We start from the raw sequence: 20,990 nt of genomic DNA, 5'->3' as shown, positions 1-20,990 counted from the left end.
TCCGCGTTGGTCCAAGGCACCTACGCAGACCGGGACAAAAGCCCGCCTGCCGCTGACAGGCTCCCTGCGACGCGCGTGAGATCGATCGGCGGCGCAGGCGTTTCCGAGAACATTCCCGGTAGCCGAGGCAGCGCCTCAAGCCGACCCTCAATTCGCCTTAGGTATTCGCTGAAAGATTTCGGGTCCATGATTTGCATCGCGGCGTCAGGATCGGGAGAATGACCGAACGCGACGGATGCCATCAACAGAAACATTCGTGACAGATGCTGGCGCACCTTCATTGGTATATCGAGGAGATCGAACACCAAGCCCACCACGACCGGATGGGGGAGAACGTCGCCGTTCGGCGCTGTCAGCACCGCTTCCATTGGACTACGAGACGTCACCAACAGCTGCCTCAGGCTACCTGGATCAATAGATCGTAGACTAGGAATTCCAAAGGTGGCCAGCGTTGAGTTCGACGTCATGAGCGGGTACGGCACCAACCTCCCGTCCGCGCCGTGCCGCGTCATGAGTTCTTGGGAGATTTCCCACGCACCCTGGTCATAGGCGACGTCGAAAAATTTGCGGGCAATGGCGACGGTTGCATCGGTTGGGTAGCGCAAGGTTGCTTCCCAATGCTCGGCATAAAACTGTCGCTTTAGCGTCAGCAATGAACGCACGGCATAAGCGCCGAAGCCACTGAGAGCGACTAGACTGCCGTTAGCCGCACTTCCAATCTCGGAAAACAAGGCATCGGCCATGGCAACCGACCGTCCGTTCACCCTGGCAATGACCAAGTGGGTGGGAGTCCATTTTCGCGGTAAGCCGGTTTTCCGATCCAGATCGAACCTAAGCTCTCTTACGGTCTTGGGGAGGGACCGGACAAAACCCTCGGCTGCTTTGAAGTCGTCGACGACAAACTCGACCCGCGCCATGTAGTGCTCCTTGCTTGTCTGAGACACGGATCAGTTTCTCAGGCTGTATTTGTCCATCACTGAAAGTGCCGTCGGCTATCGTCATTCAACTTCGTGGTTTGAGCGTTTTGAGCCGTGGTGCTAGCGTCGAAAGTTTTGCCCGCTTTGGTCGCTCCTGATCCCGTAGCGCGGCCCATCCTTCCTGGGAAAGGCAAACCTCCACCGCGTCAAGACTGGTAACTCGCTTGTCGGCATAACCGAGATCCACCAATCTCTCCGCCATCTCAACACTGAGGAAGGGTATGCGATCAACGCGTTCGAAGCCGCCAGTGGCTCTAAGCGCATTCAGGGCTTTGATGATGTGCGGCCTCTCGCGTATAAATACTCCTCAGTCTGACCAACGGATCTTGCAACCACGCAAATGCCTCGTCTCGGCCGCCCACTGCACTTGCGCGCGATTCCGTTCGCGTGTCACGATCGGAAGGAGCGCCCCCTCCAGCGGCAATATAACCTCCAGGCAGAGCCGGGGACTCGGAAGCCTTAGTATGTAATTGCTTGGGTATCGGAAATCATAATCGCTGTTCTTCTCGTTAAGCTCCCCTATGAGATCCCCAAGATGGGCGTTGACCGGCATCCCCAACTCTTCGCATTTAACAAAGAGCTTATCGAGTTGATGGCCAAACTTCTTGCCGCTGCGCAAGTCGAGTTTCGGAATGCCTTGAGTGGCGAGATACGACTTCAGGAACAGCTCGACAGCGTGAGTGAGCGCGAAGTATTTCGGGAACTGCATCTCGCCCTCTCGCTCTGCAAGTAAGCGGAATGCGGACAGATATTCGCGCGCTCTGTCGAAGAGCTGTCCAGCGAAAAGACCAAGCGGTTCAGGCATTTCCACGATTTCGTAGGTATTGGATTCTGTCACTTGAGGTCCGTTGGGCTTGACGAAAACTGACGAAGATATCCCTTCGGCAAAGTGCAACTTATCGGCCCAGCTCGGTCAATCCGAGAACCTTGGCAGGTCCTGGAGGTCTTCGCCGTCTTCCGTCCGCACGATCAGGTTGATATACGGCGAGTTGCCGCCGTCCGCCTCAAAAACGCGCCCGACCACGCGAACGAATTTCGTGGGACGCACCATGAGGGCGATGCGGTCACCGACAGCAGGCACCGTCCCGCCGAAGTCCTCCAATGAGACATCGTGTTGTCCGTCTTCGATGCCTTTGCCATTCTGGTATAGGAGTCTGACCCAGACGTTTTTCATCTTTCCGCTTTCTCAACTTCGTCATCACTGACCTTGCGACTCATTGCTCGCGCAACTTGCAAATTTACTTCGCGCTCCACGAAATGGCAGTCAAATCCGCTACCTGCAGCTTTATGCACAGGAATCCGGTCGCTTTGCGCGAAGGCGATCCGCTTCGTCGCTGTGAGAAACCTAATTCGTGCCCAGATCGGTGACGATCTGGCCTCGCGGGTGAAAAGACTTGCCATGAGACATAGCCACCGAATTGGCCACCTGTCCCCTGGAGTGGGCCGCTATTCTCAGTCTGTTGCCAGTCGAGATTATGGCCATGAAGGGAGTTGAACACACTGACAGCGGCACCAGTTCTCGCGGTTCCAGTGAGTTCCAGTGGATCAGGCAACGACAACGCCATCCGGGCGCTGCAATGGAGGCACCATTTGGTTTTTCTGACACTTAGTTCGCGGAGAGATCATTGTAAAACTCGACCATTGACGGGTCTGTCTTCGTTAGTGCATCCAAAACTCTGAAAACAGCTTCTCGCTGTCCGTGATCAGCCAGCACGCGGAGAAGGCTTCTCAACTCGCCTCGATAGTCATGGTAAGGCCTAGAGCTTGATAGCATCGTTTCAGTGAGCAGGGCAGCGTTTTGCGGGCTTGTGGGCGTAAGGCGAACGATCTCCTTGATTAGTTCGCTGATGTTGAAGTCGTGGCCGGCATAAGGCGCGACGGCTTTCAACAAGTCGGTTGAGTTTCTGTCGAGCTTGTCAACGTATCCGCCGAGCCTGCATAGTTTTGAGAAGAGACGAACTGGAGGGGCTTTTCGCCTGCTGCTCCAATCCAACGCTTTCGCCCAAAACCGGCGCACGAGGCGTTTTCGCCTTTCTGACATCTTGGTGTCGTGAACGCTCCAGAACCAGTCCGTGGCTGTCATTAGCTCCGCTTCGCGATCCGATTCGAACAGCTTCGAGAACCGAGCCGATTCCAGGTCCTCATCGCCCCACAGCAGCGCTAAGCACATGAATTCGACAATACGTTCACCTTCTTGGCGCTTCTGGTACTCAGTATCGAGCGCCGCACCGATTACGTCATGCTGAACCAGCAAGAGGTAAACTCGACTGGTAAGGGACGTGTAAGCCAATCCGGCTAGAGCGCAGCGGAAGTTCTCAAAACTGTTGCGGTTAAAAATCCTCTGGAAATTCTGCTCGAGCCATTCGGGACTGAGGTAGTCCAAGTTTGCCAGATATTGAGCCATTAGGAGCGAGAACTCGTAGTTACTCCCATTCGTCAGCGCGAGTTGTGCGTCGAAAACTGGCGCAAGTTCGTTCCAGACCGCCGCATGGTCCTTCCCAGATTTTTTCTCAACTCGGCAAGCTCGCAGAGCGTGGCTTACGGCCGCCTCGATAGCACGTCCTCGGGCCGTATTGATCGCCTGCATCGACAAGTCGGATAGCTCTAACTCCTCGATTTGAGGGCATCGCTCGAGAAGAACGCATATAACTCTCCAACCCGCAGGCAGAAGTTCCTTTGGGTAAGCGGTCTTGTCGGAACGAGTACCCGCAGCAAGCGTGTCGGCCATGGCCGACAGCACCCAGCTGCGCCTGGGTAGCAGATTTTGTCCGTCAACGTCTGTTGCTGTCCAAAAGCCGGGATCGGCAAGAACGTTCTCAAAGTAGCTAACCAGAGCTTTCCAGATTCGACTGTTAGCGGTTGGTCCCGGCTCTGCGGCCTTTTCCTGAACGCGACGCGACAGCCCTGAAATGAGAGTGTGGATGAGGGGAATTGAAACCCCAACGTAGTCATCCAGCCTTTCAACGAACAATTCGGGTTGGGCCGAGACTACTTCCTTTAACGTGTCCCAGAGACCTTCCTCACTCGGATCTCGCCAAGAGCCTGATTCCTTGAAGGACGACGTCAATTCAACAAGGCGTCCCTCCTGGGCGCTCGTAGCAAGAAGCTCTGCGGTGAAAGGCGAACGATCCGGGCCCGCTCGCATCGTGAAAAAGGACAGGAAGTCAGGGTGGTCGGAAAGTTCCCCTAAGCCCTTCCGGGTGTCGAGCGATCGAAAAAAAACGTCCGCAGGCTCGTAGCCCTTATCGCGGATCGCAGAGCACCAGTCGCGCTGCACGTAAGCTCGTCGACGCGCGGCGTTGTCATCTTTGCCCTCTACGTCCAAAGATCTTATCGCGTCCACTAGGAGCGCCTTATCAGCGTCGCTGAAGTCGGAAAAATGCCCTTTAAGGAATCGGTACAGTTCATGTCGATAGGGGTCGGCGAGGAAGTTGATTGCCTTACGGGGGGGCAGCAAGTCTCGATAGTGATCGTAGAATTCGTCGACTACATGGAGCGCGATGCGTTGAAGCACATCAAAGGCTTTGTCGCTCAATAACCTTTCAACGTAGATATCGACCGATTTGTCCCCTGTTTCGGTCCACGCCAGAAGTATATCGCGTAGTCCTTCAACGAAGATATTCTCTGCCTTCCGATACCCACGATTTTGTTCGTGGTCCTCGATAGCTGGACGCCACAGTGAACTACGATAGGGTTTCTGCCTAGCAGCAAACACGTTCCGCAAGCGGCTTTCGAGGACGATTGCCGCCTCGCCACGCGCACGAGATCCAAACAACTTGATATGCTTGGAGAATATCTCCTTGAGCCAGAAGTCGTCGACGACTGTTTTCACCTCGAAAACATCTTCATCTGTGCCATGCTCGAAATGTGTCAGGTACCTCAAAATGCGACTGGCCTGTCGAGCGGCTTCGTCAGAATCGGTGGCTAAAAGGTTGGAGAGAAGGCCATCTGACACTGCAATTGCAGCCAAAGATCGATCGTATTTGGACGTCAACCAGATAGGCACCAAATCTACTACCGAGTCATTGACCACGTCGATCGGAACTAATCCCACGATCTCGGCGAACTTCCGAAACGTGTGGTAGTTGTCGACTACAGTTTCGCCTGAGCTGGTAGGAATGGATATCGCGGCTACGATTTCCAATAGTGCCCGACCAAGTTCCAGGTCGTGCTTCTCCTTTGAGCGACGGGCTAAGGTCTCCAGATAATCCAGCGCACGCCAATAAGGGATTCGGACAAATCCCTCCTGGTCGGGAACCGATACTGGTTGGGGGTTCTTATCTGCGTCAAGAAGGCCTTCCTTTCGCAGAACACCAAGGTAATCTTGCGCATCCTCTCGTTTGGAAAGCAGGTCAAAGCCGCGATTGGCGTGGTCGGGGCTTTTTCTCATCATCGCCACGAAGGATGCTTGCCGAGCATTCAATGCTTCATTCATTTAGTAAGGCCTCCATGTCGGAGAAGTCCTGGGCCAGCATCGGGTCGCGCGCTTCCAAATTGTTGGCGAAATATTCAAGAACGTCAGCGAGTTGATCCCAATCTTTCTCGTCTCGGCGGAACCCTATCAATTCGATCCCACATTCGTTCAGATAGTAACTGCGCATGCTTTGCATCAGCTCAATTTCGTGGCCGAAGTACCCCTGAAGAATGTAGTGCTTGGCTTCATGTGCACCGCTGGGTTCGGAGCGCTTTGCTTTCTGCACGACGTACTGTAACCGATGTTTTCGCCCCACGTTGCCTTTGCCTATAGTTTCCGGGGCAAGCCTTCCTTTGACGTTCGGCTGGATCGAAAAGCTTTGCCATTAAGTGAAAGTCGCTGCTATCGGGAGTGCATCGACATTCTCTGATTGGTTGCGAAGGAGCTTGATTCCAGATGTCCAGGAGAAAGCAGTTCCAAGGGATTTGCCACGACATTCTCGGATCATTCGTTAGCCGCTATAACGATCTCGAAGGTTATTGGGCTGTAGGGCAGTACGTTTTGGCGCTCGACCGTCTCGGCGAACGCCAGCTTCAACTCAAGCTGATACACTCGACTGAGACTTCTGACCATCGTGCCTTTGCCGTGTCAGAAGAATATTATCGGGGGGCGGTTTTGCGAATGATGGAGGCAAATGCGATGCCGCAAGCGTGGCTCGCGGATGGAGCCATCAAGGTTTCCATCGTTGCACCGGCCAAAGCGAAGTGCGAAATCGAAATTGTCTCCGATCTCGGTAAGACTTACCGGAGCGCACACACCATAAGTGTTCGGCATCATGACCCCGGCGTTGAGCGGCGGAGAACCGATAGATTTGGTCCTTCAAACCAAAAAGGCCGCTAAATTTAAGCTGCTTTGTTCGCCCAATTCCATGGCAATAGTTCCTCGATCCGGGCTTGCTTGTGGCCATTAACGATGGCGGTGAGCGTCGCGGTCAGATAGGCCAGCGGGTCGACGGCATTGAGCTTGCAAGTTTCTATCAGCGAGGCGATGGTCGCCCAGTTCTCAGCTCCGGCGTCGTGCCCGGCGAATAAAGCATTCTTACGGTTCAGGGCTATCGGCCTGATGCTTCGTTCGACAGAATTGTTGTCGATCTCGATGCGACCGTCGGTCAGGAAGAAGCAGAGCCCATCCCAGTATTTGGCGACATAGGCGAGAGCTTCGCCAAGCGGCGACTTGCCAGCGACACGGGCACAATGATGTGTGAGCCACGTCCGCATGTCTGCGATCAAAGGCGCTGACCGTGCCTGCCTACCAGCTAGGCGAGCGTCGGCGTCGAGACCGCGCAGTTCCGTTTCGATGCGATAGAGGTCGCCGATCCGCTTCACACCATCCTCAGCAATCGGAGCCGAGCCGGTGCGTGTGATCTCGACCAGCTTACGACGGGCATGCGCCCAGCAATAGGCGAGCCGGATGTCGGGCCCGGCACGATCCGGTGCGATCAGCCGATTATATCCAGCGTAGCCGTCCACCTGAAGGACGCCCGTGAACCCCTGCAATATCCGCTCGGCATGGTGCCCGCCGCGACCTGGAGCGTAGGTGAAGGCCACTCCTGGCGGAGCGCCTCCGCCCCACGGTCGGTCATCACGGGCCAGAGCCCAGAAGTACCCGGTCTTGGTTTTGCGGGAACCGGGATCGAGCACCGGAGCACGGGTCTCGTCCATGAACAGTTTTGTCGACCGCTTCAGGTCGGCAATCAGAGCGTTGAAGACGGGACGCAATTCGAATGCCGCGCGGCCAACCCAATCGGCCAGCGTGGAACGGTCCAGATCGATACCCTGTCGGCTCATGATTTGAGCCTGTCGGTAAAGCGGTAGGTGATCGGCGTATTTGGATACCAGCACATGAGCGATGGCCGCCTCTGTCGGCAACCCGGCCTGGATCAATCGTGTGGGAGCGGGAGCCTGAGCAACGCCGTCGGTGCAGGCACGGCAGGCATACTTGGGACGTCGGGTGACGATGACGCGGAATTGCGCCGGGATGACATCCAGCCGCTCGGATACGTCCTCGCCGATGCAATGCAAGCCTCCGCCGCAAGCACAGATCAGGCTTTCCGGTTCGATGATCTCCTCGACGCGAGGTAAATGGGCAGGCAGAGAACCACGATTGGTGGCGCGGGGTTTGGGGTGTGGTCTACCAGAAGGGCTATCGGCCTCGTCTTCGGCATGGACAGCGGCGATGGCCGTTTCCAGGTCCTCCAGTGCAAGATCGAATTGCTCGGGATCGGCCTTCTCGGATTTGCGGCCGAAGGCGGCTTGCTTGAAAGCGGCGACCAACTTCTCCAACCGCTCGATCCGATCATCCTTGCGAACTTCACGGGCTTGTGCCGCAAGCAGCATCGCCTTCAGGGCAGCGATATCGTCGGGAAGATCGGCGGCGTCCAACATGGTCGAAGAGTATCAAAGCCGGCGGCACTTCGCCGTTGGAATTTGCCGCCCGAGTCATTGTGCCGCATCTATTCGATGGCGTCCGGCGCTCTCGCCACCACGGATCGGACCCGACGCCAGTCGAGGCCTGCAAACAACGCCTCGAACTGAGCATGGCCCAAGGACATCAGGCCATCCTTGATGCCCGGCCAGGTGAAGGTGTGTTCTTCCAGCCGCTTATAGGCCATCACCAATCCGCTGCCATCCCAGTAGATCAGCTTCAATCGGTCTGCTTTCCGGGACCGGAATACGAAGACCGTCCCTGTAAAAGGGTCCCTGTGCAACTCGTTCTTGACCAGAGCCGCCAAGCCATCGTGGCCCTTGCGGAAATCGACCGGCTTGGTCGCCACCATGATCCGAACCCGGTTCGATGGAAAGATCATGCAGGAACCGCGCAGGCACGCGCGACAGCGGCAATGCGGGCGGCAGACGCGCCTTCTTCCAGACGGATGGTGACAGAACCGACGATGACCTCCGGGCGACTGACCGGTTTGCTCAGTGCTTCCGAAACGGGCGGATCGACGATAACCGCTGCAAACTCCACCGGGTCCACGGGTGCGGGCAATACCAGCTTGCCCTGCCGCGCCATCGTCCGCCAAGTCGAAAGGCGGTTCGCCCGCAATCCAAAGCGTTCGGCGACCTCATTCACCTTCGCACCGGGCCGAAGGCTTTCCGATACGATCTGCGCCTTGACCTCATCGGGCCAATGCCGGTGAACCTCACGTCCAGACTTCCTGGTTGTGAGAAACTCCAATGTACTCTCCATCGAGAAACTCCCGTTGCTCATCCATGGAAAGGCGATCACAGATTAGGGCATGAAGGACAACGTGGGAACGGAACACCGGTTACGACGTACTCAAGGATTTCGAGTTCTTCCAGGCCGTAGCCAACAAACAGGACAGTCTTCCGCTGAAAGAGGTGCTCCAAGAACGTGAGTAGCCGGTTCTCACGTCCCGGTCGTGTGTCGTGGTGGTCGTTTGCATAGTGCCGGAGATAGTCGCTGGTCGTCATGATCATGCCGGCGGGGTCGAGCAAGCTACCGTGAATATGGAATACCCCAGGCTCGCTCAACCGGTCTGGCGTGAGGTCCTCAATCTTATGGTACACCTTTCGGGCGCGTGAGGGCGGCAGAGCAGATCCTTTTGGAGATTTGCTAGTGACATTCTGGCTTGGTGCTAACTCGTTATCGAGCCATTCGTCATAATTGGTGGTAACGAACGTCTGCGCTATTCCCGACAGAGCCCCGTATATGCGGCGTCCCATTGGATTTTCGTAGCCCTGGCTCGGAGAAAGGAGTTCTCTGAAATCGATCGTTCGATTTCCGTCTCGTTGCATTCCGAGTGCGATTGATATCTTGACCCTTGGGCTCAGATGTTCCAACTGAGCCAACTGAGCATAGCTGAAACCTCCCGAGTTAAGGAGTGCTCTCAAGGCACGCCCTGCGAACTGGTTCCAACTTGGGCAGCCGGCGAGCAGCGATGCACCTGCACCCACAAAAGGCACAAGCACACCACGGGTCGCCGCTTCGCGAATTCCGTCGGGAATCGTGGGAAGCAACTCGATGTTAGCGGCCAAGATCGCTCCACATCACTTCTATCGCCAACACTATCGTTGAACCAAGGACATACGGGCTAATTCAGACACCTTTCCTCTTGCGCGAGAATCAGCTTTTCAGACTTGATGACTGGTTGATTCAGTTGTCGAGATGTCTGGCCTCCCTAACAGGGATTTGCAACGGAATACTGAAAGTTGCAAGAGCGAGGAAGCTGCTTGGCAGTAATCAAATTGGCACATCCACATTCTCCACTTAGGCGGGCGGCCAACTGTACCCCATAGCTTCGGATCAGAGAGGGATTTGTCTGCAAATGAAGAACCATCCTGCCCATTGGGCTGTTAGGGCAGAGCGTTGAAGTCTTGCCTGCGATAACCCTCCACCATCGTGCGTAACTCTTCCGGAGCGACAACCTCGACCTTGTCGCCCCACTGGTAGAGATGCCAAGCCATTTCCAGCCATCCAGCGGCATGAAAGCGGACCACAAGGCTTCCGTCATCCATTGGCTCCAACATTTGCGTAGGGTGAAAGCGAAATTCCGCGGCGCGCGCGGCCGCGTCTGGAGTAAACCGCCAGACGACTTCGCCATACTGCGCGGGGTCCTGATAAACACCAAATGACTTGGCAGCATACTCGCCCAGGGAGAACCCGTCGGCCATGGCGAAGCTTTCGTCTAGAACTTGGGCGGCATGTATCCGATCGGTTCGGAAGCTAAGGATCGTTTCTCCACGGGATGGTTGCCGAGCCACCAAGTAGCTCCGATGACCGAGGAGCAGCCCGTGCGGCTCAATAGTTCGTTCTGGAGCGTCTGGCTCACCGTACCGCAGTCGGAGACGGAAGGGACCGCGGAGCGCCTCGATAATTTCATCGAGAACGGCCGGCTTGAGGTTTACGCGCGGTCCGGGCTTCGTCACAGACCCCATGGCCGTTAGGACTGCCTCGGCATCCGCCTCCGTCCTGAGGGCATCCCTTGGTGCAAGGCGAGAAAGTAAACCCTCGCGCAAATCAGATAGGGCCTTGGCATGGCGCACCCGACCCTCGACAAGAGCGGACCGACCTGCGATCTCTAATGCCTCGATCGCGGTCTCTTCTCTGGGCCTTAGGCGATCGAGCATAGGATCGGAGACCCGCCAGCGACGACGACGATCCGGTCCGTCCTGCCATTCCACGCCTGTGAAGACGGTCTCTAGCGCTTCGGTCATCCGCTGTGCGGTCCGGTGCGCAACGTCGAATTCCTCGCAGATTTCTTCGAGGCTGATTCCGATGCGGCGGGTCGCCGCAAGGCGGGCGAGGCGGATCAAGTCCTGAGCTTTCGAGAGGGACATCCTCACTCCTGGTGTGGGTGACAGAAAATGACACCCACAGTCACTACAACGCGTTACACAGCTGGTCGACAGCTGAACGATGAAAAAGACATCCGGAGTAGGTCGACAAAGGTCGACCGCGACGGGATCAGAGGAGTGAAATGATGGCCAGGATCGTAAACATTGACCGTCTCTTGTTTTGTGAAGGCGATGCCCAGTCGGCGACTCCGCGGGGCAAGGGAGCAGGTTGGGTCGTTCGGACCTCCGATCTCAGGGTAGCCGCTTCGGCAGCCCAGGCCAGACAGATAGGTCATGAGTTAGAGACTGGCCTGTGGCACGCAATCCCGGCAGGTGTGCGAGTTCGCATCGAGCGCGAATACCGCATACTGCGACGTAAGGGAATCGCGTCATTGTTTCATCGGACAGTCGGCCGCCTGCCGCGGTCACTCCGATCATGGGCTTGATGCTGATCGTATCGGCCGCTTGCTTGAAGTGTTGTTCCGGGGGAAGACGATTTTGACGGACTCATATCTCCAACAGATTCTTGCGAGCGAAGCAGTGGATGTCAGCATCAATTCGCCGGCACGGATGGTTCAAGGTGCTCTGATGCCAGTTTTGATGCATTGGGCCGGCGCTCAACTCGCAGGGGTTCATCCGAGTGGGTCCTTCGCAAAGGGCACAGCAAACCGAAATGGCACCGACATCGATCTTTTTGTGTCCCTCCATTCCGATACGACGAATACTCTCGCTGACATTTACGAGACCTTGTTCCGGGCTGTTGGAGGCTTGTCGCCCAAGCGACAAAACGTGTCCATCAACATCAAAGTGAATGGCTACGACGTAGACCTAGTGCCAGCCAAGCGACAAGACAACTTTTCTCACGATCACAGCCTTTACCGGAGAAGGGCAAACGCCTGGACAAAAACCAATGTCCAAAAGCACATCGAACTGGTCGGCAGATCAGGCAGAACGTCAGAGATCCGTCTTCTAAAGCTCTGGCGCAATCAGAAGGGGCTTGATTTCCCATCCTTCTACCTCGAGCTTTCTACGATCCTTGCCCTGAACGGTCGCCATGGAAGCCTGAGTGAAAATGTCTGGCACGTCTTAGCCTATCTCCGAGACAGCTTCCCTAATGCCCGGGTAGTTGATCCCGCGAACACGAACAACATCATTTCCGACGATCTTACTGCTCAGGAGCGAGCACGCATCGTTGCTGCCGCAGTGGCAGCGCGCGGAGCGACAAATTGGAGTCAGATCGTCCGATGAATTGGTCCCTTCCAAGCCTCATGGCTAACCTCCATCGAGATGTGGAACGCCGTTTGTCCGCGGCACGAGAGGCCTTGCAGCACCCGGGCACGAAGGGCGACGCGAGCGAGAAGATTTGGCGTGAACTCCTCGGTACATACTTGCCTAAGCGCTACTCCGTTGCCAAGGCGCATGTCTGCGACAGTCGCAATGGGTTCAGCCAGCAGTTGGACGTCGTGGTATACGATCGCCAATATTCCCCTCTGATATTCGAGATTGAGGGTGAAATCTTCATTCCTGCCGAGAGTGTCTATGCGGTGTTCGAGGCAAAGCAATCGATCAACGCCGCGATGGTCAACTACGCTCACGAAAAGGTGGCCAGCGTCCGGAAGCTCTGGCGGACAAGCCTTCCTGTTCCTCACGCTGGCGGCAGGTACGAGCCCCGCCAGCCCACGGCTATCCTGGGCGGTATTCTTGCGCTGTCCAGCGACTGGACTCCGGCGCTGGGGGATCCGCTTCTTAGATCGCTGGATGTTGGGGCCGAGAGCCGCCTCGACATCGGCTGCATTGCTTCGGCGGGCCATTTCACCTGGGATGCCGAAAGTGGGCTGAATGTCTACAACGGTGACAAAGCCGCGACCGCATTCCTGCTTGAACTCATAGGTCGCCTTCAGCAACTTGCTACCGTTCCCATGCTTGACGTGCGAGAGTACGCACGTTGGTTGGACGAAGTGTAAGGGGCAACCTCGACGGGAGCAAACATCATGGGAAGTCGAACGCCCTCGAATGAAGACCTTGGTTACGCGAAAGAGCGATGGAGCGCCGAACGGGCTGTTCGACCTATCTCCGAAAGTGTCCGCTACGATGCCGACTCGGGTAAGGTCATAATCGAGTTCATGAACGGTTCGGCGTTCATGGTGCCGGTCGGAGCTTTGCAAGGGTTGGAAGGCGGTAGCGAGGACGATCTAGCGGAGGTAGAGCTGCTGGGGGAAACGGGTCTGCATTGGGAGCGGCTTGATGTTGACCATTCCATCGCCGGACTTATGAGCGGTATCTTCGGTAACGCTGACCAAATCGGGGCAGGAAAGAAGCAGGAAAAGTAGCTTGGGGACGATGATCGGCCAGCGGATTTGTGAGGGATGGGGCAGACAGACCTAGGCCGTTCGATCCCCCCCTCGGTAGTGACGTCAGCGGCGGCCTCCGACCTACCATAGTTGATGTAGCTAGGCCACGCCGCGACAACGTTGAACACGCCGACGTCACAACTTAAATATGCAATCTCCACTATCCTTCAATGCCAGCTATTTTCGAAGTCGAGAATTCCGTGTCAAACCCAGATATTAATTTCCGCAATATTCGAAAACACCGCAGCTCTCAGAATGACGGTTTCGAGGAGCTGACGCGTCAACTGGTTTTGGCAGAGCCTCCTGAAGGCGCAATCGAAATTGAACACCGGGGACCGGGTGCCGATGGCGGCGTGGAGATCATCGCGCGTTTCGCCGATGAGCGCGTTTGGGGTTGGCAGTCGAAATACTTCACCGATGGCTTCGGCTCATCGGAGGTCGGCCAGCTGAAGAAGTCGTTTTCGGCGGCGCTGACCAATTATCCGAAATTGGAGCGGTACTACGTCGCGATACCCCGGAATCTAAGCGGGCATTCCGAGGGAGAGAACGATACCCAGACCAAGAACTGGAAGAGCTTCGTGAAGTGGTGCAAGGACGAAGCGACCGCCTTGAAGCGGAGGGTCGAGATCGTTCTGTGGGATGACACCTACTTCGTATCGCGGCTGCAGAGAAGCGACCCCGCCCACGCTGGGATGCGGCTGTATTGGTTCGACGAGACAGTTCTCGACCAGGACTGGTTTGAAAGGCAACTCGGAAAGTCGCTGGCCTTCATCGGCACTCGTTATAGAGAGCCTGATCATGTCAATGTGAAGATCGGCGACACTCTAGAAATCATGACCAAGGGGGAGGGGTTTCGGGAACGACTGGCCGCTGTTTGGACGGCCGTGAATACATCTACGGACAAACTGGCGGCGGTGATCGGAACGCTTGATAACACCGATAGCCATTTCGCGGACTTTGAACAGACAGTTTCCCTCCTCGGAGAACTCGGTAAGGCGGCGGAAGAAACTGATCCGGCCAGGTTGTCGGATCAACGTATCGCCGGCCTGCTGAAGATGCTGAGGGACATTGAGAATAGCGGATCGGTGGATTTCGTCCTGAAGCAGGCGCGCTTCCTGACGCGCAAAGACTCCAAGAACCCAGCGAGTGGACGGGAGCGATACGTCTATCCGGAAAAAACCCGGAGGCTGCTTTCGGAAGTGAACAGCGACATCATGGATGCCGCGTTCGAGTTTTCGTTGCAGGAAATCGAGCTGTTTCGGACGCCGGCGCTACTCATCGAGGGCGAAGCGGGGATCGGGAAGTCGCATATTATCGCCCGCGAGGTGCAGCGCCACGTTCAGCAGGGCTATCCTGCGGTGTTCATTCCCGGCCGCGTACTCGATCACGGCGACAAGCCGGAAAGCGAAATTCTTCATTACATGGATCTCGACTTACGTTTTGAGGCCTTCCTTGGCGCTCTCAACGCCGCTGCGAAAGCTAGCGGTCGTCCCGCGTTGCTCGCCATCGACGGTATCAATGAAAGTCTTGATGCCGCCGGATGGGAACCTGGTTTGCCCAAGCTGATTTCGCAGGTCCGACATTTCGACGATATCGGATTCTGCGCTTCGATCCGCTCGTCCTACAAGAAGCTGTGCTTGCGGCCCGGCCTCGGCGTCGTCACCGTCCAACACGTGGGGTTTTCGGCAAACTTCGGTGAGGCTGCTCGCCAATACCTCGATCGCCATGGTATCGAGCGTCCTTCGGCCCCGATCTTCGAACTGCGGGACATACTCTACAACCCGCTGTTCCTGACCACGGCGGTCGATTTCCTGATCGCCACGAAGCAGACCTCGTTCCCCAGGGGCCTGGATTCCATCAGCAGGCTCATCGATTTCTGGCTGGAAGCGATCGAAATCAACCTGACTACCAAAGGGTACAACCGACTGGAGCGCGGCGACGGGAAGATTTTGGAAGTGGCCGAGGCGATTTCCGCGAGGATGGCCGAAGACGGCAGTGAGTATCTGGATTTCAAAATCGCGAATACGATCTGTGAAAAGATTGTCGATCTGGGCCTCCCTACGAAGGCCGGTGATCGTTTGCTGATGAAGCTGATCGATGAAGGCATGTTCCTCGACACACCCGATCACAAGGACGGGAAAGCCGGGAAGCAGATCTCGTTCGCATTCCAGAAGTTCAGTGATTATTTCATCGCCGACGCGGTGCTTCGGGACGCAGGCAGCAAACCGGCTCTCGCCGCCGCAATCAAACCAGGTGGAAAATACCATTATCTTTTTGACGAGGAGACGCCGTGGAAGTTCGCCGGGCCACGGACCGCCTTGTTCGCCCTCACGGCGCTGCGCCTGGGTAAGGAGCTGCCCGATATCGAAAATAATATCGTCGATCACGTGTTCTTTTCCGCAGAAGACTTCCTCGACTCGCTCCAGTGGCGTCAGGGAAACGCGATCCTCGAGGAGACACGGAAATTGCTGGAAGGTATTCGGGGTCATTCAGGTAAGACCGAAGAGCCCGAAATATCTGACGATGTATATTTCGATGTGCTGCTGGGGCTGGCGACCGTTCCCGAATGCCGGCTCAACGCGCTCTATCTGAAGGAAAAACTCGGGTCCGTGACGTTGGGCGATCGCGACGCGACCTGGTCACTTTACCTGGTTCGTAAAACGGAGACCTATGACGAAAAATGGTCCGTTGTCCAAGAGCTTATCGATTGGAGTTGGACAGCACCTGCGGCTGAGATCGGCTCCGAAAAGATACACCTCATCGCGACGGCCATCGCGTTGATGACCTCGACGATGGATCGCGAAGTGCGGGACAGCGCGACCAAGGCCCTTTCGAGCCTCCTCATGAAGTTCCCGGCGGAGATCGCCCAGTTAATCGAGGAATTCAAGGATTGGGATGATGCCTACGTCCGTGAGCGGGTGCTGGCTGCGGCGGTCGGGGGAGCCCTCTATTGCATTGATCCTTCAATTCTCAAGTTGGCTGCGGAAGCAGCGGACCGGATGGTGTTCGCCAAGCAATCGGTTGAACGTCACGCTTGGGTCCGCCGTTACGCGCACCTTATCATCGTCCACGCCAATTTGCGTGGCGCTGCGCTTGATGCGGAGCTTCTCCGCCGGGCGACACCCCCTTACGCGTCTTCGCCGATCACGGAGTGGCCGACGTTGGCTGATCTCGCGCCGCTACATGAAACCGCGCGCGATATCTTCAGTTCGGTCATTGGCTATCTCTCAGAGAAAGACGGCTCCAAGCAGCCGATGATGGCGGGTGATTTCGGCCGCTACACTATTTCCGGCATCGACAGCCATTTCTCGGCAGAAACGAGAGGTGAGAACCCACCTCTATCGAGGGAGATGGAGATCGAGCAATTCTGGGCAGATGCGGAAGAACTCGATCCGCGGGCGGCGAGACTCCGAAACCAGCTGGAAAACGCCCGTTCGCAAAAGGCGGAGGGCTCGATGGCCGGCTTGTTGGGACGCGCCGATATTGACGCGCTGCTCGTCGAGCTGCACGACGACGATGACAGCACCAAGCTGGAGAAGTTCGCCGCCAGGATCGCCGTGCTAAGCACGGCGGAGGACGTCGACAAACAAGGACAGCTTGATAAAGCCTATGACGACCTGGAGACCTCGCTGCTGGCACTCCTCACTCCTGAACTGCGCGACCGTTATCAGGCTCTTCAGCCGCTTTCATATCGCAGCACTGGCCAGATCGAAAAGTTCTCGATCCTCTCTGCCAGGAATTGGATCGTCGATCGCACGTTGAAGCTCGGATGGGACCAAAGCGTGCACGAGCCCATCGAGAGACAGACCCTCCGCTACTCACATGGACGCCATGACCACCAGATCGAGCGGATCGGCAAGAAATATCAGCACATCGCCCACCAGGAACTCATCGGCTACCTTGCCGACCACCACTGGTATCTCGACTGGAACAGTCCTGCCACGGTTTTACTCGAACTCGAACGTTTCGACCGGTCCGATATCGATCCGAGCTACTTGGCAAGTGAATTCGCGAGGCCAGCGAGCACGTTCTTCCCGGAGGGTATCAAAATTCCGGAGATGGTGTTTACGCCAAACGAGCCGCTCGAAAACATGGAGTGGACCAAGACGCCGGTTGATCTTCCCGATGCCGTGCAATTCCTCGTCCAAAAAGATACCGACGATCTGGAATGGTATCTTCAGAAGAGTTTCTCCCGCAGCCTCGGCTACATGAACAATATCGAGTCGGCCGATCCATTCAAAAGCGCGCAGCTCAGCATCGAGCTGGTGATGTTCAAATCCGAAGATGTTGGGCGGCTTGACGACCTGACTACCGAATCCTTGGACGGAGATGACGGTGACGTTTTTGACGGTAGCAGGGAGTCACTGGCCTTGTATGGGCAGCGTAGCGTTCGCCACCTTAGCGGCCATGTCACGTTCGGGCTCTACAATGACATCGCAGATATCAAGTTCGGCCGGTTTGTGGATAGCTATTCGCCTAAGTTCGGCGAGTACGACCGCAGCGGCATACCGAGCGACAGAGGTTTCAATGTACCGTCAGCAGCACTGTTCAGCTCTCAGAAGTTGAGGCCGAACGATGCCTGGTCGACGTACTATGTCAGCGAAAATGGCAGACCGGCGTTCGTGCACGACACGGACAGCAGAGACGATGGCGTGACAGTCGTGCGCGCCGATGTTATCGCAGCCTTCGCCGAGCAAAATGGGCTCAAACCCGTATGGATTGTGTGGGCCGAAAAGGATGGCGGCAAGGGCAACAAGCGCTATGTCTATGAGGAACGGCTGTTCGCCCGGAACGACTTCATTGGCTTCTACTACGAAATGAACGGTGAATGGCACGGAAATCTCGTCCGCTTCCGGGAACCCTGATGAAGTTAGGGCGATAAGTGCGGCGGCTGGTTGCTTGCTCGGAGCTTCTTGCTGAGAGCCAACCCTGCCGCCCACGACTGTGAACAGGCTCCCGCGTGAAATCGACCACGCGCCTCATGGCCTCCACTGTCAGATCTAGGTCAGGGTGTGCCGTCTGGAAGGTTCCGAGGCGTGGCACCAGCCAGTAGGTCGCGAAAGTATGTACTGCGGTGATCGAGAGCGCCTTCCCGGATGCTTGTCGGATCGGGATGCGATAGGCGCGTATGGGCCTGCCAATGTTCTTGAGCGTTTGCAACCCGACATCCACGTATTGCAAGAGGAGTTTTCGCTCAACATGCTCATGAACGCTGCCGGACAGGCATATTCCGCCTGGCTCCGCCAAGGCCTCCAGGCGCGCCGCGATGTTGACGCCATCACCGTAAAGATTGCCGTCTTCGGCGAGTACGTCACCGACGTTGATACCAATGCGAAACTTCATCTGCCCGCTCTCCGATAGATCGAAGGAACGCTCGGCCAGTCCCGTGGATGTCGACCGCCGCCCGTACCGCGTCGAGGGTGCTGGCGAATTCCGCCAGCACGCTATCACCGGCACCCGCAAATATCCGCCCGCGGTGTCGTGATATCAGGTTGGCGATGAGGTCATGGCAGGAACGGAAAGCCTCATGGGTGCGCTCCTCATCGACCTCCATGAGGTGGCTGTAGCCGACAACATCGGCCGCAAGAATGACCGCTAGATGACGCTCCATGATACAACGGAGGATAGCGAACTACTGAGCGTAATTCCACTGAGCCTAGGTCGTTGTTTCAGCATAACTGGCCGCGGCGACGCTGCTCGGCGGCTTTACGCCCGAAAGCCGCGATGCGTTGAGTTCCGCATAGCGCCGGCTCCTTGCAATATAGGCGTGGGTTGGGACGGTGCTGACGTGTCGCCCAGAAGCGCTTTCCGAATAATGCACAACGGTGGACTGGGACGTCATGTTAGACGTGGGGGCAAAAAACACCGCCCGGAGATGCGGGATATCAGGATGCACCGGAGACAAGCAGCGGCACTGACAGGCTTTTCGATGTCTCGTCCAGTATCTCAAATCGGTATCGATCGTCGGCATCGATCGACACGGAATAGCTCAATCTTTCGACGATGTTGTTGTCGGAATCGAAAGTAAGGATTTTCGGCTTCAGTGAGGTGAGTTTGCTTTCATCCAGGTACACGGAGTTGCAGACGATGATCTGATCGCCTGCTTGGCATGTCCGAGCAGCCGCACCGTTCAGGACGCAGCATCTCGAGCCTCGTTCCCCGAGAATGACGTAGGTTGAGATCCGTGCACCCGAGTTCTTGTTCCAGATTTCCACGAACTCCATCGGGAGGATGCCAGCCTCTTCGCAATGATCGGGATCGAGAGTAATTGATCCGTGGTAGTTGAGGTTGGCCTCCGTAACATGAAGTCCATGAAGCTTGCCTGCCACCAACTTGCGCATCGATTCCTCCTGAGCGACGTGCGGCGTTACCGTACGTATTTCAGACAGCGGGATGCCGGCACCATGCGCACCGACGAGCTGCCGTTGAAAAAAGGCCCCGTTTCCGGGGCCTAAAGAGTGGCCTCCAACAGATTGGAGCAGAGGGGTACTAGCCCATTCGGGTTGTCGTTAACAGGCCGGAATCTGTCGTTTTGGTACGATACGCTCCTATGTCGGGATCTTTTACGGATGCTTTCGACGTGCCAAAATCCAGACCCCTTGCGCACCGATGCGCGGACTTGCTATTCAACTGTAGGTAGTTATAGGATTGAGGGAAGCCTCGTAAAAACAAAGCCGCCCGATGGACATTGAGTCGATCGAGCGGCCGTGCAATTTGCTATCCCGACTGGCCGTTAGACGCTGAGATGCTGTGCGAAGAACGATTGGAGCTTATCGAACGGAATCACGTCCACCTTATCGTAGAGATCGGTGTGGTTGGCACCCGGGATGATCATCAATTCCTTCGGTTCTGCTGCAGCGGCATAGGCTGTTTCGCTGAAGTAGCGCGAATGGGCCTTCTCACCGTGAACGAACAGGACCGGGCGCGGCGAGATTTCCGCGATGTAGGTCAAGATCGGCATGTTCATGAACGACAGCGGCGTGGTCTGCGTCCAGGCGTTGCCCGAGTTCACGGCGCGCTTATGATACCCGCGCGGTGTGCTGTAGTAGTCGTGGTAGTCGACAAGGAACTGCGCTTCGCCGCCCTTTAGAACATTGTAGGGTGGCTGGTACGCCGGAGTCCCTTTCTCCGCATCTGCCCAACGCTGCTGGCTAAGCTGCTCGAGCGCCTTTGTGCGCTGTTCAAGCGTCACGCTGTCGTTATAGCCCTTAGACATCACGCGGGTCATATCGTACATGGTGCTGGCCAACACGGCCTTGACGCGCTTGTCCACGGCTACGGCATTCAATGCCATCCCGCCCCAGCCGCATACGCCGATTACACCGATCCTCTCGCGATCGACTTCGGGGCGAAGACCAATGAAGTCCACCGCGGCACTGAAATCTTCGGTGTTGATGTCAGGGGAGGCAACGTTCCGCGGTTCACCGCCACTTTCACCAGTATAGGACGGGTCGAAAGCCAGCGTCACGAAACCACGTTCCGCCATCGTCTGTGCGTAAAGGCCCGATGACTGTTCCTTCACAGCTCCGAAGGGGCCGCTTACAACAATTGCGGCGAGCCGGACGTCGGCACGGTTCTTGGGTAGGTAAAGATCAGCTGCCAACGTAATGCCGTAGCGGTTTTTGAAGCTAACCTTCTCGTGGTCAACCTTGTCGCTCTTGGGGAATACCTTGTCCCATTCAGGATCCCCTTGGGCGAATACCGGGGCACCAGCGACCGTTGCAACGCCGAGCGCTGCAACGCCAACACCGGTCATCTTCAGCAAGGTGCGACGTCCTTCGTCCGGCTCGTCATGATTGGCCTCGTTTGGTATGCTCATCTCGATCTCCAGTTTGTTTTGACTTCGGGAAGACATGTAATCGACGTCAGCCGCTCGGATTAGAGCCGGTGT

Annotated in this window: 18 protein-coding genes; 5 read left to right on the top strand and 13 right to left on the bottom strand. The window is 56.5% G+C overall.

What is annotated here, in order from left to right:
• Positions 1-20: 20 nt before the first annotated feature.
• From ACSQ9D_RS10585 to ACSQ9D_RS10565, 5 genes are all read right to left on the bottom strand, one after another.
• Positions 21-917, bottom strand: coding sequence for a hypothetical protein (locus tag ACSQ9D_RS10585; protein WP_436282204.1), 897 nt, complete (start codon positions 915-917; stop codon positions 21-23).
• 367 nt (positions 918-1,284) lie between these two features.
• Positions 1,285-1,815: a hypothetical protein gene (locus ACSQ9D_RS10580; protein ID WP_436282203.1), complete on the bottom strand. Its 531-nt coding sequence runs from the start codon at positions 1,813-1,815 to the stop codon at positions 1,285-1,287.
• Between the two features lie 75 nt (positions 1,816-1,890).
• The gene (locus ACSQ9D_RS10575) at positions 1,891-2,151 is read right to left on the bottom strand and encodes a hypothetical protein (RefSeq protein ID WP_436282202.1); all 261 of its coding nucleotides are present in this window, start codon (positions 2,149-2,151) and stop codon (positions 1,891-1,893) included.
• Between the two features lie 432 nt (positions 2,152-2,583).
• Positions 2,584-5,412, bottom strand: a complete 2,829-nt coding sequence (locus tag ACSQ9D_RS10570) for a hypothetical protein (RefSeq protein WP_436282201.1) — start codon at positions 5,410-5,412, stop codon at positions 2,584-2,586.
• Positions 5,405-5,677 (bottom strand): hypothetical protein, encoded by a 273-nt coding sequence (locus ACSQ9D_RS10565; RefSeq protein ID WP_436282200.1) that lies wholly within the window; start codon positions 5,675-5,677, stop codon positions 5,405-5,407. Before ACSQ9D_RS10565 ends, ACSQ9D_RS10570 begins: the two co-directional genes overlap by 8 nt.
• Positions 5,678-5,847: 170 nt before the next feature.
• On the opposite strand from ACSQ9D_RS10565, the gene ACSQ9D_RS10560 reads away from it, so the two are divergent.
• Positions 5,848-6,291 carry a hypothetical protein gene (locus ACSQ9D_RS10560; protein ID WP_436282199.1) on the top strand — a complete coding sequence of 148 codons (444 nt, stop codon included), beginning with the start codon at positions 5,848-5,850 and terminating at the stop codon, positions 6,289-6,291.
• A 2-nt stretch (positions 6,292-6,293) separates the two neighbouring features.
• Here the strand turns inward: ACSQ9D_RS10560 and tnpC are convergent, their stop codons facing one another.
• The 5 genes from tnpC to ACSQ9D_RS10535 all read right to left on the bottom strand — a co-directional run bounded on the left by tnpC (position 6,294) and on the right by ACSQ9D_RS10535 (position 10,751).
• Positions 6,294-7,835, bottom strand: coding sequence for an IS66 family transposase (gene tnpC / locus ACSQ9D_RS10555; protein ID WP_436282198.1), 1,542 nt, complete (start codon positions 7,833-7,835; stop codon positions 6,294-6,296).
• A 68-nt stretch (positions 7,836-7,903) separates the two neighbouring features.
• On the bottom strand, positions 7,904-8,257 hold the full coding sequence (gene tnpB / locus ACSQ9D_RS10550; RefSeq protein WP_436282197.1) for an IS66 family insertion sequence element accessory protein TnpB: 354 nt from the start codon (positions 8,255-8,257) through the stop codon (positions 7,904-7,906).
• Complete coding sequence (locus ACSQ9D_RS10545; RefSeq protein WP_436282196.1) at positions 8,254-8,640, bottom strand: transposase; 387 nt, start codon at positions 8,638-8,640, stop codon at positions 8,254-8,256. Before ACSQ9D_RS10545 ends, tnpB begins: the two co-directional genes overlap by 4 nt.
• Before the next feature lie 35 nt (positions 8,641-8,675).
• Positions 8,676-9,449 (bottom strand): SIR2 family protein, encoded by a 774-nt coding sequence (locus ACSQ9D_RS10540; protein WP_436282195.1) that lies wholly within the window; start codon positions 9,447-9,449, stop codon positions 8,676-8,678.
• Positions 9,450-9,767: 318 nt separating this feature from the next.
• Complete coding sequence (locus ACSQ9D_RS10535; RefSeq protein ID WP_436282194.1) at positions 9,768-10,751, bottom strand: helix-turn-helix transcriptional regulator; 984 nt, start codon at positions 10,749-10,751, stop codon at positions 9,768-9,770.
• A 495-nt stretch (positions 10,752-11,246) separates the two neighbouring features.
• Here ACSQ9D_RS10535 and ACSQ9D_RS10530 point away from each other — a divergent pair, with 495 nt between their 5' ends.
• The 4 genes from ACSQ9D_RS10530 (at position 11,247) to ACSQ9D_RS10515 (ending at position 17,964) form a co-directional block, all read left to right on the top strand.
• Positions 11,247-11,996, top strand: a complete 750-nt coding sequence (locus ACSQ9D_RS10530) for a nucleotidyltransferase domain-containing protein (protein WP_436282193.1) — start codon at positions 11,247-11,249, stop codon at positions 11,994-11,996.
• A 53-nt stretch (positions 11,997-12,049) separates the two neighbouring features.
• The gene (locus ACSQ9D_RS10525) at positions 12,050-12,712 is read left to right on the top strand and encodes a DUF6602 domain-containing protein (RefSeq protein ID WP_436282192.1); all 663 of its coding nucleotides are present in this window, start codon (positions 12,050-12,052) and stop codon (positions 12,710-12,712) included.
• Positions 12,713-12,739: 27 nt separating this feature from the next.
• Positions 12,740-13,078, top strand: coding sequence for a DUF2442 domain-containing protein (locus ACSQ9D_RS10520; protein ID WP_436282191.1), 339 nt, complete (start codon positions 12,740-12,742; stop codon positions 13,076-13,078).
• Between the two features lie 374 nt (positions 13,079-13,452).
• On the top strand, positions 13,453-17,964 hold the full coding sequence (locus ACSQ9D_RS10515) for a hypothetical protein (RefSeq protein WP_436282190.1): 4,512 nt from the start codon (positions 13,453-13,455) through the stop codon (positions 17,962-17,964).
• Here the strand turns inward: ACSQ9D_RS10515 and ACSQ9D_RS10510 are convergent.
• The 3 genes from ACSQ9D_RS10510 to ACSQ9D_RS10500 form a co-directional block, all read right to left on the bottom strand.
• Positions 17,897-18,550 carry an adenylate/guanylate cyclase domain-containing protein gene (locus ACSQ9D_RS10510; RefSeq protein WP_436283813.1) on the bottom strand — a complete coding sequence of 218 codons (654 nt, stop codon included), beginning with the start codon at positions 18,548-18,550 and terminating at the stop codon, positions 17,897-17,899. The genes ACSQ9D_RS10515 and ACSQ9D_RS10510 overlap by 68 nt on opposite strands.
• A gap of 434 nt (positions 18,551-18,984) precedes the next feature.
• Complete coding sequence (gene panD, locus ACSQ9D_RS10505; RefSeq protein WP_436282189.1) at positions 18,985-19,440, bottom strand: aspartate 1-decarboxylase; 456 nt, start codon at positions 19,438-19,440, stop codon at positions 18,985-18,987.
• A gap of 392 nt (positions 19,441-19,832) precedes the next feature.
• Positions 19,833-20,918 carry an alpha/beta hydrolase gene (locus ACSQ9D_RS10500; protein ID WP_436282188.1) on the bottom strand — a complete coding sequence of 362 codons (1,086 nt, stop codon included), beginning with the start codon at positions 20,916-20,918 and terminating at the stop codon, positions 19,833-19,835.
• Positions 20,919-20,990 lie beyond the last annotated feature (72 nt).

This window comes from Rhizobium sp. LjRoot258 (assembly GCF_964254185.1).
GTDB lineage: Bacteria > Pseudomonadota > Alphaproteobacteria > Rhizobiales > Rhizobiaceae > Rhizobium.
Note: the sequence above shows the minus strand (reverse complement) of the source record. Positions and strands in the feature narration are given on the sequence as shown.

Bases quoted from the DNA above. Each gene is read 5' to 3' on its own strand.
- ACSQ9D_RS10585 (WP_436282204.1), bottom strand. From the start codon at position 917: ATGGCGCGGGTCGAGTTTGTCGTCGACGACTTCAAAGCAGCCGAGGGT.
- ACSQ9D_RS10500 (WP_436282188.1), bottom strand. From the start codon at position 20,918: ATGAGCATACCAAACGAGGCCAATCATGACGAGCCGGACGAAGGACGT.
- ACSQ9D_RS10545 (WP_436282196.1), bottom strand. From the start codon at position 8,640: ATGGAGAGTACATTGGAGTTTCTCACAACCAGGAAGTCTGGACGTGAG.
- ACSQ9D_RS10520 (WP_436282191.1), top strand. From the start codon at position 12,740: ATGGGAAGTCGAACGCCCTCGAATGAAGACCTTGGTTACGCGAAAGAG.
- ACSQ9D_RS10570 (WP_436282201.1), bottom strand. From the start codon at position 5,412: ATGAATGAAGCATTGAATGCTCGGCAAGCATCCTTCGTGGCGATGATG.
- ACSQ9D_RS10560 (WP_436282199.1), top strand. From the start codon at position 5,848: ATGTCCAGGAGAAAGCAGTTCCAAGGGATTTGCCACGACATTCTCGGA.
- ACSQ9D_RS10535 (WP_436282194.1), bottom strand. From the start codon at position 10,751: ATGTCCCTCTCGAAAGCTCAGGACTTGATCCGCCTCGCCCGCCTTGCG.
- ACSQ9D_RS10575 (WP_436282202.1), bottom strand. From the start codon at position 2,151: ATGAAAAACGTCTGGGTCAGACTCCTATACCAGAATGGCAAAGGCATC.
- panD (WP_436282189.1), bottom strand. From the start codon at position 19,440: ATGCGCAAGTTGGTGGCAGGCAAGCTTCATGGACTTCATGTTACGGAG.
- tnpB (WP_436282197.1), bottom strand. From the start codon at position 8,257: ATGATCTTTCCATCGAACCGGGTTCGGATCATGGTGGCGACCAAGCCG.
- tnpC (WP_436282198.1), bottom strand. From the start codon at position 7,835: ATGTTGGACGCCGCCGATCTTCCCGACGATATCGCTGCCCTGAAGGCG.